The following is a 14,866-nucleotide window of genomic DNA, read 5'->3' as shown; positions in this document are numbered from 1 at the left end:
ACCGTCTCCCTGATGAAATTAGCGCTATGGAACCACCCGATCCCATCCCGAACTCGGAAGTGAAACGTAGCCGCGCCGATGGTAGTGCAGCCTAAGCTGTGCGAGAGTAGGTCATCGTCAGGGTTTTTACCTAGAACCCCGCTGCTCACGCAGCGGGGTTCGTCTTTTTATGTAAGCCAGGGGTTTTAAAGCCTGGTTTCAGTTCCGCAAGGAAACGCATTGGAGCTGGCGCAACGCGCTGCTCAAACCGCCTTCCTGATGAAATTAGCGCTATGGAACCACCCGATCCCATCCCGAACTCGGAAGTGAAACGTAGCTGCGCCGATGGTAGTGCAGCCTAAGCTGTGCGAGAGTAGGTCATCGTCAGGATTTAAACCAAAAACCCCGCTGCCAGAAGCAGCGGGGTTTTTCTTTGTGCGAAACAAAGGCGCACGCGTACCTGTAGGAGCGGCGTAAGCCGCGAAGCTCATAGAAACAACGATGCGGAAAGGCTTGAGCGAAGCCAAAGGCCAGAAGCCAGAAGCCAAAAGCCAAAAGCCAAAAGCCAAAAGCTCCCCTCATCCCAACCCTTCTCCCGCAAGCGGGAGAAGGGCTAAAGCAACAGCAACAGCAAAGGCTAAAGCTGAAGCCAAAGCCAAAGCCAAAGCCAAAGCCAAAGCCAAAGCAGACGCCTTGGGGTTCTGTAGGCGCTGCTTGGAATGCACCTGCCGAACATGGTTCGGCACTACGGTCAGGCTTTCTGGCGTATCTGCGCGGCAGTTGCCCAGCGGGCTGCGATGTTCGGTGCGGTGATGCACACGGCCTCATCGGTGACCGTGGTAACCGCGCGCTCCAACAACTGGATATCCGCTTCATGCTGGCGCGCCACATGCGGGTCTTCAAAGAAGATCGCGCGTTGGCAGCGGTGCTCAAGTACGCGATCTGCAATCTGCGCGTCTCCGCCTAGCGGGCCGCTCTGGAAGCGGTGGATCCATTCCTGGTCGCGTGGCCAGCCGCGGCTCCAGGCCATCTCGTTCAAGCGTTGACCGGTGGTGCCGGTACCGATGCGATGTTCGAACTGCGACAACACGTCGAAGTGCTCCGATGCGAAGGCGAGCATCTGTGGCTTGCGCGCGTCGTGGGCGATCAGTGCCAGCGTCTGCTTGCTGAAGTCATGTAGATCGTCGGCGCCCGGGTCCGGTGCGAGGCCGGCGTGGATGCGCTCCATTTCAATCCAGTCACGTGCGGTGGCCACCGTGGAGATGAAGGGTTTTCCGTGGATGACGCACTGGCGCTTGAGCGCGATGGCTTCCGGGAACACCGATGAGGGATCGACCGGGTCAATGAAGTAGATCGCGCCATCGAGTGTGCGCTCCGGGGTACCCATGCCTACGACTTCGGCCACCAGCTTCATCAGGCCACCTTCGCGGCCGTTGGGATAGCGCTGAAGTCCGGGGTAATCCTGCAGGGGATGGGTGCTGGCGATGGCGTCGTAGGTGCGGCCAACGGCATGCAACTCCACTCCCAGTTCGCGTATCCCGGTTTCGCTGGCGCGCAGCCAGCGGAACAACGCAGCGTCGGCGCTTTCGTGATGGAGACGGTTTGCTGCCAGGCCGATGCGCATTGCGATTTCTCTTTGTGCGGAGTTCTTGAGTGTAGGGCAGCTGCGTGTCGGTTAGTTGGTGGCCTTGGAGCCAAAGCCATGCCAGAGCAAGAGCTCCCCTCATCCGCCCATTCGGGCACCTTCTCCCGCAAGCGGGAGAAGGGAGCAGGTCGTTACTACGCGAACTGGTAGTTCAGAGCCACAGCCACAGCCGAAGCCAAGAGCCGAAGCAGTGAACTCGGCAGTCGTCAGACAAACAATACCGAAGTAGTCCCCTCTCCCGTATCAACGGGAGAGGGGTAGGGGTGAGGGCGCTTTTCGCTTCTAACGATTATTCGCGCTTGCTGAGCTCTACCGCTTCAACAACGCCACAATGCTCTCAGCAGCATCACGGCCTTCAGCAACCGCCGTCACCACCAGGTCCGCACCGCGAACCGCATCACCACCGGCAAACAGCTTGGCGTTATGGGTCTGGAACGGCAGACGCGTAGCACCACCGGCAATGATGCGACCGTTACTGCTGGCCTCCACGCCCTGCGACGAAAGCCATTCCGGCAATGTCGGCGAGAAGCCAAAAGCGATGATCACCACATCGGCTTCCAGCAGCGATTCGCTGCCATCAATGGCCACCGCATTGCGACGACCATTGGCGTCCGGTGCGCTCAACTCGGTCTCGACCACGGTCACGCCGATCACTTCATCATCTGCGCCGGCCTCAATCGCCAGCGGCTGGCGGTTGAACAGGAAGCGCACGCCTTCTTCACGGGCATTGGCTACTTCGCGCGCCGAGCCCGGCATGTTGGCTTCATCACGACGATACGCGCAGGTCACCTTGGCCGCGCCCAGGCGGATCGCGCTGCGCACGCAGTCCATGCCGGTGTCACCGCCACCCAGCACCACCACGCGCTTGCCGTTGAGGTCGGGCAGGGCGATCTGGTCTTCCCAGCCGGCAATCGGCCGGCCCTTCGGGTCGTTGCCACTGACAATGCGGCTGTTCTGTACCAGGAAGGGCAGTGCCGGCAGCACGTTCTTCAGGTCCTGCCCGATCAGGCCACCGTCGGTGTAACGGTAGGCACCGGTGCCGAGGAACACCGCGTCGTAGTCGGCCTGCAACTGCTCGATGCTGATGTCGCGGCCGATCTCCACGCCCAGGCGGAACTGCACGCCCATGCCTTCGAGGATCTCGCGGCGGCGGTCGATCACGCTCTTGTCCAGCTTGAAGCTGGGAATGCCGAACTGCAGCAGGCCACCAATCTGTTCGTAGCGATCGAACACCACGGCCTGCACACCGGCACGCGCCAGGCGATCGGCACAGGCCAAACCCGCGGGGCCTGCACCAACGACGGCCACGCGCTTGCCGGTGCTCTCAACGGCATGCAGATCAGGTTTCCAGCCAGTGGCCAACGCGGTATCGACGATGTACTTCTCGACCGCGCCGATGGTGACCGCGCCGAACTCTTCCAGCGTGCAGCTGCCTTCGCACAGGCGATCCTGCGGACAGACGCGGCCGCAGACTTCCGGCAGCGGGTTGGTCGAATGGCAGAGCGTCGCCGCCTCGTGGATGCGGTCTTCCTGCACCAGCTGCAGCCACTGCGGGATGGCATTGTGCACCGGGCACTTCCAGCTGCAATACGGGTTGCCGCAATCCAGGCAGCGGCCGGCCTGGTACTGCGCATCGCCCTTGTCGAATTTGCCGTAGAGCTCGCCCCAATCGCCGGACGTGCGCAATTCCACCGGAATGCGCTGCGGCATGGTGCGGGGCAGATCGAGGAACTGGAAGGCTTGCTTGCGGCTCATGGGAACTCGTTACGTCTGGAGGAGCCCTTCTCCCGCGTGCGGGAGAAGGTGCCCCGAAGGGGCGGATGAGGGGGCTTTAAAGCTGCCCTCACCCCGGCCCTCTCCCGCAGGCGGGAGAGGGAGACAATGCGTCAGGCGGCGCGGCGCAGGGATTCGGCCAGCGACTCGATGCTGGCGGCCTTGGGTTTGACCAGCCAGAACTTGCCGACGTAGTCGCGGAACTCGTCGAGGATCTGCTGCGCCCAGATGCTGCCGGTCAACTCGCGGTGGCGGCCGATCAAGGTGTGCAGGTGCTGGCGATGGTTCTCGAAACCTTCGGTCGAGATGCGGTGGATGTCGATCAGCTCATGGTTGTAGCGATCGACGAAATCACGGTCGACGTCGAGCACATAGGCCAGGCCACCGGTGAAGCCGGCACCGAAGTTCAGGCCGACCTTGCCAAGCACCGCGACCACGCCGTCGGTCATGTACTCGCAGCAGTGGTCACCAGCACCTTCAATCACTGCCAGTGCGCCGGAGTTGCGCACGCCGAAGCGCTCACCTGCGCGTCCAGCGGCAAACAGCTCGCCGCCGGTCGCGCCGTACAGGCAGGTGTTGCCGATGATGGCAGTGTTCCGCGCCTCGAAGCGGGCGCCGCGCGGCGGACGTACCACCAGGCGGCCGCCAGCCATGCCCTTGCCGACGTAGTCGTTGGCTTCGCCTTCCACTTCCAGGTTCAGCCCGCCGACGTTGAATGCGCCGAAGCTCTGCCCGGCAGTGCCGCGGAAGCGCAGGTTCAACGGTGTTTCGCTCATGCCGTGGTTGCCATGCGCGCGGGCGATGGTGCCGGACAGACGCGTGCCGACCGAGCGGTCGGTGTTGTGGATCAGGAAGCGGTGCTCGCCGCCCTGCTTGTTGGCGATGGCAGCGGCGAGCAGGTTGTCCATCTGCGTGGCCAGGCTGTCCGGCGACTGGTACAGGCGCTGCGCGGCGCAATGCGCGCCGTCGTAATGCGCAGGCGCGAGCAGGCGCGACAGATCGACCTTGACGCCTTCGCGCGGCGACACTTCCAGCTGCTGCAGCAGATCGGTGCGGCCGACGATTTCATCCAGCGAACGCACGCCCAGGTACGACAGCCACTCGCGCACTTCCTCGGCCAGAAGGCGGAAGAAGTTCTCCACGCGCTCCGGCAGGCCGGTGAAGTAACCCGCGCGCAGGCGCTCGTCCTGGGTGGCGACGCCGGTGGCACAGTTGTTGAGGTGGCAGATGCGCAGGTACTTGCAGCCGAGCACGATCATCGGCCCGGTGCCGAAGCCGAAGCTGTCGGCGCCCAGCAGTGCAGCCTTGACCACATCCAGGCCGGTCTTCAGGCCACCGTCGGTCTGCAGGATGGTGCGGCTGCGCAGGTCGTTGCCGACCAGTGCCTGGTGCGACTCGGCCACGCCCAGCTCCCACGGCACGCCGGCATAGCGGATCGAACTGATCGGCGAGGCGCCGGTGCCGCCATCGTGGCCGGACACGGTGATGAGGTCGGCACCGGCTTTCACCACGCCAGCGGCAATGGTGCCGACGCCGGCATGCGAGACCAGCTTCACCGACACCAGCGCATCCGGATTGACCTGCTTCAGGTCGTAGATGAGCTGCGCCAGATCTTCGATCGAATAGATGTCGTGGTGCGGCGGCGGTGAGATCAGGCCGATGCCGGGCTTGGCGTAGCGCAGGCGTGCGATCAGTTCGTTGACCTTGTGGCCGGGCAGCTGGCCACCTTCGCCGGGCTTGGCGCCCTGCGCGACCTTGATCTGCAGCACCTCAGCATTGACCAGGTATTCGGCGGTGACGCCAAAGCGACCGGAGGCCACCTGCTTGATCTTGGAACGCTTCTCGGTGCCATAGCGGGCGGGATCTTCGCCGCCTTCGCCGGAGTTGGAGCGGCCGCCGAGGCGGTTCATCGCAATCGCCAGCGCCTCATGCGCTTCCGGCGACAGTGCGCCCAAGGAAATGGCAGCAGTGTCGAAACGCTTGAACAGTGCTTCGGCCGGTTCCACTTCATCCAACGGCACCGGTGTTGCTGCCGGCTTGAGCTGCAGCAGATCGCGCAGCGCCGAGGTCGGGCGCGAATGCACCGCGTCCATGTACTTGCGCCAGTCTTCGGCATCGCCGGTGCGTGATGCGCGCTGCAGCGTCATCACCACATCCGGGTTGTACATATGGTATTCGCCGCCGTGCACGTACTTGAGCAGGCCGCCTACTTCCGGCTGCGCCAGATCGTTCCAGGCACGCACGGTGAGCTCGCGTGCTTCGGTATCCAGGCGTGCAAGGCCCACGCCGCCAATGCGGGCAGCGGTATCCGGGAAGCACAGTGCAACCACGTCCGGATCGAGGCCGACGATTTCGAACAACTGCGCGCCACGATAGCTGGCAATGGTGCAGATGCCCATCTTGGAGATGATCTTGCTCAGGCCCTTGTAGATGCCCTTGCGGTAGCTGCGGCCGATCTGCGAGACCTCACCGCCCTTCTTCAACTGCAGGATGCCGCGCCGGCCCAGGTCGAACAGCGTCTGGTAGGCCAGGTACGGATACACCGCGGTCGCACCAAAGCCCAGCAAACAAGCCATATGGTGCGCATCGCGCGCGGTGCCGGTTTCAAGGATCAGATTGACGTCGCAGCGCAGGCCAACCTTGGACAGATGGTGATGCACGGCGCTGGTGGCCAGTAGTGCATGCACCATCGGCCGATCAGCAACCGGGTAACGGTCGGACAGCAACAGCATCACCACGCCATCGCGTGCAGCCTGTTCGCACTCGGCGCAGATACGTTCGATGCCGGCCTTCAGGCCTTCTTCGACGCTGTAGGACAGGTCGATCAAGCGATTGCGCTCGACGTACTGCTCCATCTTCAGCAACTGGCGCAGCTTGCGCTGGCTCAGTACCGGCGAGTTGAGGATGACGTGGTTCACCGTCTCCGCACCGGCATGGAAGATGTTGGTCTCCTTGCCGAGCTGGGTGGTCAGCGACATCGCGCACTCTTCGCGCAGCGGATCGATCGGCGGGTTGGTGACCTGCGCGAAGGCCTGGCGGAAGTAGTCGTACAGTGGACGGGTGTGGCGGCTGAGCACGGCGATCGGCGTGTCATCGCCCATCGAGCCAGTGGCTTCCTGTCCGGTTTCGGCCAGCGGCCGCAGCACCTGCTCCAGTTCCTCGGTCGTGAGCTGGAACAGCTTGTGGTAGCTGCGCAGCGTCGCTTCGTCGAACGGTTCCTCGGCCAGCGAGGGATCGATCAGCTCGGTCTGCAGGTAGGTCACGCCCTGGTGCAGCCATTGCTTGTACGGCGCACGTGCACGGTTGATGCGGTCGATCGCTTCGGAATCGAGCAGGTCACCACGCTTGAGGTCGATGGCCATCATCTGGCCCGGACCAAGCTTGCCCTTGCGCACCACGCGCTCGGTCGGCACTTCCCATACGCCGGCTTCGGAGGCGACCAGGAAGTGGCGGTCGGAAGTCAGCATCCAGCGCGCCGGGCGCAGGCCATTGCGGTCCAGGGTGCAGGCGGCGTAGCGGCCGTCGCAGGCGACGATGCCGGCCGGGCCGTCCCACGGCTCGCTGTTCAAGCCATAGAACTCATAGAACGCAGCGAGGTCGGCGTCCTTGAATTCCAGCGACTGGGTTGCCGGCGGCACCAGGATGCGCAGCGCCTGGATCAGCTCCATGCCACCGGCCACCATCAGCTCCAGCATGTTGTCCATGCTCTGCGAATCGGAGCCGTGCATCGAGATCACCGGGTCGAGCTCGGCGATGTCGAACTTCGGCGTCTTCCACACCTTGCTGCGCGCCTGCGCCCAGTGGCGATTGCCTTCGATGGTGTTGATCTCGCCGTTGTGGGCAAGCATGCGGAACGGGTGCGCCAGCGGCCAGCGCGGCATGGTGTTGGTGGAGAAGCGCTGGTGGAACACCACCACGCTGGATGCCAGTTCGTGGCGCTGCAGGTCCGGGTAGAAGGTGCTCAGCTTGTCCGGCAGCACCATGCCCTTGTAGCTGATGGCTTCGGCGCTGAGCGTGGTGACGTAGTAGTCGGCGACATCGCGCAGGGCCTGTTCGCTGCGGCGGCGGGCCATGAACAGGGCCAGTGCGAATTGCTCGGCGCTCTGCTCGATGTCGGCATCGACGAACACCTGTTCGATCTTCGGCAGCGTGTCGCGCGCCAGCTGGCCACAAACGCTGTCATCGGTAGGGACTTCACGCCAACCGCGCGGATGGCAGCCGGCGGCACGCAGCTGTGCATCCAGTTCGGCACGACATCGCTGCGCAGCATCAGCATCGTGCGGCAGGAACACAACTCCGGCGGCGAAGTTGGGGCCGAGCGCGATGCCGGCTTCTTCAGCCAGCTGGCGCAGGAACACGGTGGGTTTGCGCAGCAGCAGGCCGCAGCCGTCGCCGGTGAGCCCGTCGGCGGCAACACCACCGCGGTGGGTCATGCGCGACAAGGCGGCGATGGCGGTATCCACCAACAGGCGCGATGGCTGGTCGTCGAGCTGGGCGACCATGCCGAAACCACAGGCGTCGCGTTCGTCTTGCGGGTCGTAAAGCCCTTGCGGGGTGCGGACTGCCATCTGTGCCTCGGTGCGATTCAGGTGAGCGGCGACACTCCTGCCCGCTCGCAGAGCACGTCATGCCTATCAGATGGTTCGCGCCGTGCTGCCGCACGTGCTGTTGGGATAAGACCCGGCGCACGCCCCGATGGCGTCTTACGCCTGACCCAAGCGCCCTCGCGCCCATCCAATGCACATGATGTGCTCAACCTGGAGCGCACCTTGAGGTCACCGGATGGTTCGACTAAATCACAGTTGTTGCAACGCCGCAATACATCGTTGCGAGCGCAACCAAAGCCTTGCCCAGCAAGGCTTTGGCGCTGCCAATTCAGCCGCAGCGGACGCCGCTGACGGTGCCCTTGTCGTCGATTTCGATGTTCAGGCGCTCGCCGATGAACTCCATCGTGACCGGCTGGTTGGGCTTGAGCACGCGTACATCGCTGGCACCGGCGTCTTCCTTGGCCTGGGCCTGCATGGCCTCGGTATAGGTCTGGCCGACCAGACCCTGCACCTGGCTGGCGTCGCAGGCGCCCGGCGGCGGCGTGGCTTCAGCGGGCGCAGCAGCGGCTTCAGCGGCCTGCTGGGATTGGTTCAGTGCCTCATCCTGTTCTTCCGGGGCCGGCTTTGTGCAGGCGCTCAGGGCCAGCAACAGTGCAGCGGTGGCAATCAGGGCGGCGGGGCGGCGCAGGGCGCGCGGCGTCGACGGGAATTGCATCAGGACTCCAAGCTATTGAGGGACGACCCAAGCATATCGCCAAGTGACGGCCATGTTGACGCTGCGTCGCAAAGCACTGCGCGATACTCCGCCACCGTTTATTTGCTGGAGCAGCGATGGCCGCGACATCGGCAGGGTCTGCGTTGCGTCATAGCCATGACGGAGAACCGGGCATTCACCGCCAGCGCGCCGGGCGTGGCTTCCGCTACGTGGATGCGCGTGGCAAGGCGATGCGTGCAGCGGCCACGCTCGAGCGCATACGGCGCCTGGCCATTCCGCCGGCCTATACGCAGGTGTGGATCTGCGTGCAGGCCAACGGCCATCTCCAGGCCAGCGGTCGCGATGCGCGTGGACGCAAGCAATACCGTTACCACCCGGATTGGGTACGCGCGCGCAGTAACCACAAGTTCGATCGCATCGTTGCATTCGGCAAGGCATTGCCGGGCCTGCGGCGGCGGGTACGCAGTGATCTGGCCTTGTCCGGGCTCCCCCGCGAGAAGGTGTTGGCGATCGTGGTGGCGGTGATGGGCCGCACGCTGGCCCGCATCGGCAACGACGCCTATGCCCGCGACAACCATTCCTATGGGCTCACCACGCTGCGCAACCGGCATCTGGAGCGTGCCGGTGATGGCAAGGCGCGGCTGCGTTTCCGCGGCAAGTCCGGGCAGGCGCAGGCCATGGTTGTCGATGACCGGCAGCTATCGGCGTTGGTGCGTCGCTGCCAGCAACTGCCGGGGCAGCTGCTGTTCCAGTACCGCGACGATGACGGCAAGGTGCGGCCAGTAAGCTCAAGCGACATCAACGAGTACCTGCGCAACGCCACCGGTGCCGACTTCAGCGCCAAGGATTTCCGCACTTGGGGCGGCACCTTGGTGGCATTGCGTGAACTGGCCCAGTTGCCCGTGCCGGAAACCGGCGGCGAGCGCGCGCTGAGCGCATTGCAGAACCAGGTGATCGCCGCGGTGGCGGCGATGCTGGGCAATACCCCGGCGGTGTGCCGCAAGGCCTATATCGACCCCTGTGTCTTCGACGGCTGGCGTGACGGCCAGCTCAGCGCGATGCAGTCGCTGCGCGGCCCCCGCCAGTGGGAGGCTGCGGCACTGCGTTTCCTGCGCGCGGCGCATCGCGCCCGCTGAGCGCGACTCAGCCGCAGCGGATGGCGGTGATGTTGTTGGTCCGGCCGACTTCGATGGTCAGTCGCTCACCACCCGTCGATGCCTGGGTCTGGATGGAGGCCGCGCTGTCGGGGTGGTCGTTGCCGCGCACCACCTGCACCAGCAGGCTGTCGCTGTCCACGCGCGCGCGCTCGACGGTATCCGGCCCGGCGGCAAGGCCGACCGCACCGCGCACCATGTCGGTATGGCATTGGCCGGAGATGACGCCATCGATGGGTTGCACCTGGCTGACCTGGGCAGTGCTGCAGGCAGTGGCGGCGATGGCGCTGAAACAGGCGATGACCAGCATCCGATACATGGCGGACTCCAGGTGGTGGTATGCATGCAGGGTGCGGTTGTTTGCGTAAGAGCGGGATGAAGAGCCCTGGTTCCGACGGAGCGCAGCGCATCCACTCCCTCCCTTGCGCGCAGCGAAGGGGGGCGGGGAGGGGTGCTCTTCGCAGCAAAGCCAGACAACCAGCACAAGCAACGGCCAAAGCCACCCCCTCCCAACCTCCCCCTTGGCTGCGCCAAAGGGGAGGGGCAAAGCCTCCCTCCCTTGCATCAAGCGCAGCGGACCTGCTCCCTCCCTTGCGCAACGCGCAGGGGAGAGTTGGGGAGGGGTGCTCTTCGCTGGAACGTCGAACCATGAGCACAAGCAATGGCCAAAGCCACCTCCTCCTACCCTCCCCCTTGGCTGCGCCAACGGGGAGGGGCCAACGAAGTTCATTCCTCGCTGATAATCCACCCAGTAATCAACGCAGGAAGATCCGATGTCGCAGCAGGAAAGCTGTCGTGTTCTGGTGTTGGGCGGTTACGGTCATTTCGGCGCGCGCATCGTGCGTGCGCTTGCGATCACGCCAGGCATCAAGGTCATCGCTGCGGGCCGCAACCCAACGCAGGCTGCGGCGCATCTACCCGGTGTGGATCTGGCGGCAATCGAACTATGTCGATTGGATACCGCCGCCGCTGATTTCGAAGCAAAGCTGGCGGAAACGCGAGCGGCACTGGTCATCCACACTGCCGGTCCTTTCCAAGGCCAAGGCCACGATGTGGCACAGGCCTGTTTACGTGCTGGCATGCACTACATCGATCTCGCCGACGGTCGCGATTTCGTCGCGGATTTCCCGCAGCAGCTGCAGGCCTTGGCCGAACAGACACAACGCAGTGCGATCAGCGGCGCCAGCACCTTGCCGGCGCTGTCCAGTGCGGTCGTGGATGCACTCGCCCCGCAGTTCGATCAGCTGCATAGCATCGACATGGTGATCGCACCCGCACAGGCCACGCCGCTGGGCATGGCTACGGTGCGCGCGGTGCTGTCGTATTGCGGCAAGCCGTTCGAGTGCTGGGTGGATGGCCGCTGGCAGCCGGTGATCGGCTGGGCCGATCCGCAGCCGGTACGTTTCGCCCGCATCGGTCCGCGCCTGGCTTCGCCCTGTGATGTGCCGGACCACGCGCTGCTGGTGCAGCGCTACCCGGGCGTGATGACGGTGCGCTTCCGCGCGGCGCTGGAGTTGCCGTTCCTGTCGCGCTGCCTGGCTGCGATGGCCTGGCTTCGCCGCATTGGCCTGCCATTTCCGATGGAAGCGCTGGCCGGCGTATTCGCCCGCACCGGTCGCTGGTTCGATCGCTTCGGCACTGATCTTGGCGGCATGCGAATCACCTTGCGTGGTCAGCGCGGTGGCCTGCAGCACACCGTGCATTGGGATCTCACGGCGCCAATGCTGCACGGCCCGGAGATTCCCACCTTCGCCGCCGTGCTGCTGGCGCGCCGCTTTGCCCGTGGTGAGGCGCTGCCGACCGGTGCCCATGCCTGTCTCGGCCTATTGAGCCTTGCTGAGTTTGAAAGCGAGTTCGCGCGCTGGCAGATCGACAGCGAAGTGTCACCGCAGGCTCGGTGATAGAAAGACCTGCCTGGTAAGTTGGCAACATGCGCCGTTGATCGGGCCATCCAGCAAAGGTCCCAACGGCGCTGATCGCGCACGCTCAGCGATCGATTCGGGTTGAGCCTGCCACGTGATGCAGGGGCGCGCAGTCGTCCTTCCAGCCCCGTGGGCTGACCAGCCTGAAAGTCAGGTCGTAGCGGAGGGATCGCTGGCCCCGCTCTTGCTCGATGGCTGCGTGACCACTTTCCAGCACGCCAACGCAGCCGGTTTTCCCCCTGAGTTCAGCCAAGCCACGAGAGTAAAAAGCGCTGAATTCGAGTGGTCCCAGGAATGTTTGAGGGATGTCCGGGGAGATGAAGAGCGATGTTTTTTCCTGTGTCGTCGTATCGCTGCTCAAGCTCAGGCGACGATGCGTCCGGGTGTCCAACAACTGCAGCCCCGGGCCCGCTACTGCCACATGGCACGCCGCCTGCGATAGGGCGAGGATGTCGGGGTCGCTCGAGCCAGGCTTGCATCTGTCTGGATCGAAGGAGACACCATGTTTGATGTTGGTTGAATGCTGCGCGCAAGCGGTCAGAGCAAAAGCAACAATCGACAGAACAAAGAATCTGTTGATGACAGCCATGCAGTGATTTCCCTGAAGCGGCTCTGCCGCCTTCATTGATAAGGATCCCATGATCCTGCGTTGGAGGATTGCCTGATTCAGCGTGGAAGCGGGCAAGCTTCATCAGCCTCCAGCTTGCTGAACTGTTCATTCTCCTATCGGGCAGGGTGCCATTCGGGCTATTGACTACAAATGTAGGCATATCTACCGTGACGACAAATGTAGTCACGGAGACGGCCATGCGCCGCAAGACCATCGGGGACCAGGAACTGGCCCTGTTGCAGTACATCGGAGAGAACGAACCCACCAGCGTCGGCGAGGTTGCCGCGCGCTTCGGTGAGGCCCGCGGGCTGGCCCGCTCCACCGTGCTGACGATGATGGAGCGCCTGCGCACCAAGGGTTACCTGCAGCGCGAGCAGGACGAGGGCGTGTACCGCTACAGCTCCACCGCCGAACAGCAGGACGTGGTCAACGGCGCGGTCGGCAGCTTCGTCGAGAAGACCCTGCAGGGCTCGATCTCGCCGTTCGTGGCGTGGATGTCGGAGAAGGCCGAGGTCAGCGACAACGAACTGGCCGAACTGGAAGCGCTGGTCAGCAAGCTGCAGTCGCAGCGGCGGGAGGATTGAGCCATGTCGATGACGCTTGAGTTGTTGGGCAGCCGCTTGTTGGCGACCAGTGTGCAGACCGCGCTGTTGGCCGGGCTGGTGTGGCTGCTGTGCCGTTACGTGCGACGCCTGCCGGCCAGCACCCAGTGCGCGCTGTGGTGGCTGGTGGCGGTGCAGGCCGTGGTTGGCCTGTTCTGGGCGTCACCGCTGGAGCTGCCATTGCTACCTGCCGTCGATGCTGCACCGATGGTGGCGCAGGCTGCAGTAACCGCTGCACCGGTGACTACCGCGCCGCTCATCGTGATGCAGCCCTTGCCGGCGGACAGCAGTTGGTCATGGAGCCTGGTGCTGATGGCGATGTGGGCTGCTGGCGTACTGGTGATGGCATTGCGCACCGCGCTGGCGTATCGCGCCAGTCGTGCCCTGCTGCGTGCCGCGCAGCCCTGCCACGATCACAAGCTCAACGCTGCGCTTGCGCTGGCCGCCGATGCGCATGGCCTGCACCGTGCACCGCGCCTGATGCTCAGCACTGCGATCGACTCGCCGCAGCTGATTGGCCCATGGCGTCCGGTGTTGCTGCTGCCTGCGCGTGGCCTCCAGCGCATGGGTGACGACCAGCTGGACATGGCGCTGACTCACGAACTCGTGCATCTGCAACGCCATGACCTGTGGCTGGGATTGGTGCCTGCAGTTGCCCAGCACCTGTTCTTCTTCCACCCGGTGGTGCACCTGGCCGCCCGCGAATACGGCATTGCCCGCGAAGCCGCGGTGGATGCCGCGGTGGTCGCCGGTGACCGGCACTGCCGCCAACACTACGGACGCCTGCTGTTGCAGTTGGGCGTTGCTCCCCGGCCGGGCGCTGGTTTGGCCAGCGCGTCGCCGACCTTCCTCAGCCTCAAGCGGAGATTGCTCATGTTGCAGGACACTTCTTCCTTCCCGCGCGTCGGTGCGGCCTTGATCATTGCCGCCGTCGCCCTGGTCGGTGTGGCACCGTTGCGGCTGGTGGCGATGCCGGTACCTCCCGCGCCGCCGGCACCACCAGCACCTGTGGCAGCGCCCGTCGCCCCGGTCGCCCCCGTTGCGCCGGCAGCACCTGCTGCCCATGCAAAACTGCATCTGGTTGCGGCGGGTACCGCTGTGCCGGCAGCACCTCCTGCGCCGCCCGCGCCACCGGCCCTGATCGTGCCACCTGCACCGCCTGCGGCGCCGGCAGCACCGCTGCACACACAGGGAACGATTCACCTCTCCAGCAACCAGAACGCTGACAGCTATGTGCTGATCAAGGGCAACCATAGCGTCATGAATGGTTCCGTTGTGGACCTGCGCGAAGCCAAGCAACTGGACGATGGCAGCGGCGTGCTGCTGCTGCGCCGTGATGGCAAGCGCTATGTAGTGCGCGACGCCGCCACGCTGTCGCGCTTTGAACAACTGCACGCAGAAACCGTGCGTCTGGGTGAAGCACAGGGCAAGCTCGGTGATCGCCAGGGCAGGCTGGGCGAGCGTCAGGGCGAGATCGGTGAGCGCATGGGCGAGATTGGTGCACGGATCGGCGCGTTGGCGAGTGAACAGGCGCAGCTGGCGCTGACGTCAGACGGGAGCGCCGATGCGCGGCGCGGCGCAGCCGCTGAAGCACGTCGCAAGATCGATGAAGCGCGCGAGGAAATGGACAACCCGGCGATGCGGGCAGAGATGGAGAGCCTGGCCGCACAGCAGGCGGCATTGGGCAAGCAGCAGGCCGAGTTGGGCAGGCAGCAGGCAGCGGCCAGCGCCAAGGCCAACCGCGATGCCGAGCAGATGATCCGCGAAGCGATCAGCAGCGGAATCGCGCGGCCGCTTGGTGGTTGATTTTTTGGGAGGGTTTGCTGGGGCTTGGTTTTAGAGCTCAAGCAGAAGCACCCCTCCCCAACCCTCCCCTTCGCTTTCAGCGAAAGGGAGGGGGCCAAGCTCTGCTCCCTCCC

At 64.4% G+C, this 14,866-nt stretch carries 10 protein-coding genes and 2 rRNA genes; 6 read left to right on the top strand and 6 right to left on the bottom strand.

The genetic code is table 11. The features are described from left to right. Positions 1-8 precede the first annotated feature (8 nt). Positions 9-123, top strand: a 5S ribosomal RNA gene (gene rrf, locus AC13FW_RS16430). 131 nt (positions 124-254) lie between these two features. Beyond that, positions 255-369, top strand: a 5S ribosomal RNA gene (gene rrf, locus AC13FW_RS16425). 361 nt (positions 370-730) lie between these two features. On the opposite strand, the gene AC13FW_RS16420 is transcribed toward rrf (AC13FW_RS16425), so the two are convergent. The 4 genes from AC13FW_RS16420 to AC13FW_RS16405 form a co-directional block, all read right to left on the bottom strand. Continuing rightward, positions 731-1,603: a methylglyoxal synthase gene (locus AC13FW_RS16420; RefSeq protein ID WP_482989775.1), complete on the bottom strand. Its 873-nt coding sequence runs from the start codon at positions 1,601-1,603 to the stop codon at positions 731-733. Positions 1,604-1,933: 330 nt separating this feature from the next. Then, the gene (locus AC13FW_RS16415) at positions 1,934-3,379 is read right to left on the bottom strand and encodes an FAD-dependent oxidoreductase (protein ID WP_482989774.1); all 1,446 of its coding nucleotides are present in this window, start codon (positions 3,377-3,379) and stop codon (positions 1,934-1,936) included. Positions 3,380-3,510: 131 nt separating this feature from the next. Then, positions 3,511-7,965: a glutamate synthase large subunit gene (gene gltB / locus AC13FW_RS16410; RefSeq protein ID WP_482989773.1), complete on the bottom strand. Its 4,455-nt coding sequence runs from the start codon at positions 7,963-7,965 to the stop codon at positions 3,511-3,513. Positions 7,966-8,272: 307 nt separating this feature from the next. Then, positions 8,273-8,659 (bottom strand): I78 family peptidase inhibitor, encoded by a 387-nt coding sequence (locus AC13FW_RS16405; protein ID WP_482989772.1) that lies wholly within the window; start codon positions 8,657-8,659, stop codon positions 8,273-8,275. 116 nt (positions 8,660-8,775) lie between these two features. Between AC13FW_RS16405 and AC13FW_RS16400 the strand changes: the two genes are divergently transcribed. Continuing rightward, on the top strand, positions 8,776-9,795 hold the full coding sequence (locus AC13FW_RS16400) for a DNA topoisomerase IB (RefSeq protein ID WP_482989771.1): 1,020 nt from the start codon (positions 8,776-8,778) through the stop codon (positions 9,793-9,795). A 7-nt stretch (positions 9,796-9,802) separates the two neighbouring features. Here AC13FW_RS16400 and AC13FW_RS16395 read toward each other — a convergent pair whose 3' ends face one another. Next, positions 9,803-10,132 (bottom strand): hypothetical protein, encoded by a 330-nt coding sequence (locus AC13FW_RS16395; RefSeq protein WP_482989770.1) that lies wholly within the window; start codon positions 10,130-10,132, stop codon positions 9,803-9,805. A gap of 454 nt (positions 10,133-10,586) precedes the next feature. Between AC13FW_RS16395 and AC13FW_RS16390 the strand changes: the two genes are divergently transcribed. Next, positions 10,587-11,714 carry a saccharopine dehydrogenase family protein gene (locus tag AC13FW_RS16390; protein WP_482989769.1) on the top strand — a complete coding sequence of 376 codons (1,128 nt, stop codon included), beginning with the start codon at positions 10,587-10,589 and terminating at the stop codon, positions 11,712-11,714. 85 nt (positions 11,715-11,799) lie between these two features. On the opposite strand, the gene AC13FW_RS16385 is transcribed toward AC13FW_RS16390, so the two are convergent. Beyond that, a complete protein-coding gene (locus AC13FW_RS16385) occupies positions 11,800-12,324 on the bottom strand; it encodes a hypothetical protein (protein WP_482989768.1) in 525 nt (174 codons plus the stop codon). A gap of 218 nt (positions 12,325-12,542) precedes the next feature. On the opposite strand from AC13FW_RS16385, the gene AC13FW_RS16380 reads away from it, so the two are divergent. Together AC13FW_RS16380 and AC13FW_RS16375 are read left to right on the top strand one after the other, a co-directional pair. Further along, positions 12,543-12,929, top strand: a complete 387-nt coding sequence (locus AC13FW_RS16380; protein WP_282266187.1) for a BlaI/MecI/CopY family transcriptional regulator — start codon at positions 12,543-12,545, stop codon at positions 12,927-12,929. Positions 12,930-12,932: 3 nt separating this feature from the next. Beyond that, positions 12,933-14,753, top strand: a complete 1,821-nt coding sequence (locus tag AC13FW_RS16375) for a M56 family metallopeptidase (protein ID WP_482989767.1) — start codon at positions 12,933-12,935, stop codon at positions 14,751-14,753. Positions 14,754-14,866: the final 113 nt, after the last annotated feature.

The sequence above is a fragment of the Stenotrophomonas sp. 21LCFQ19 genome, from assembly GCF_056861425.1.
This window is presented reverse-complemented; position numbering and strand designations above follow the sequence as displayed.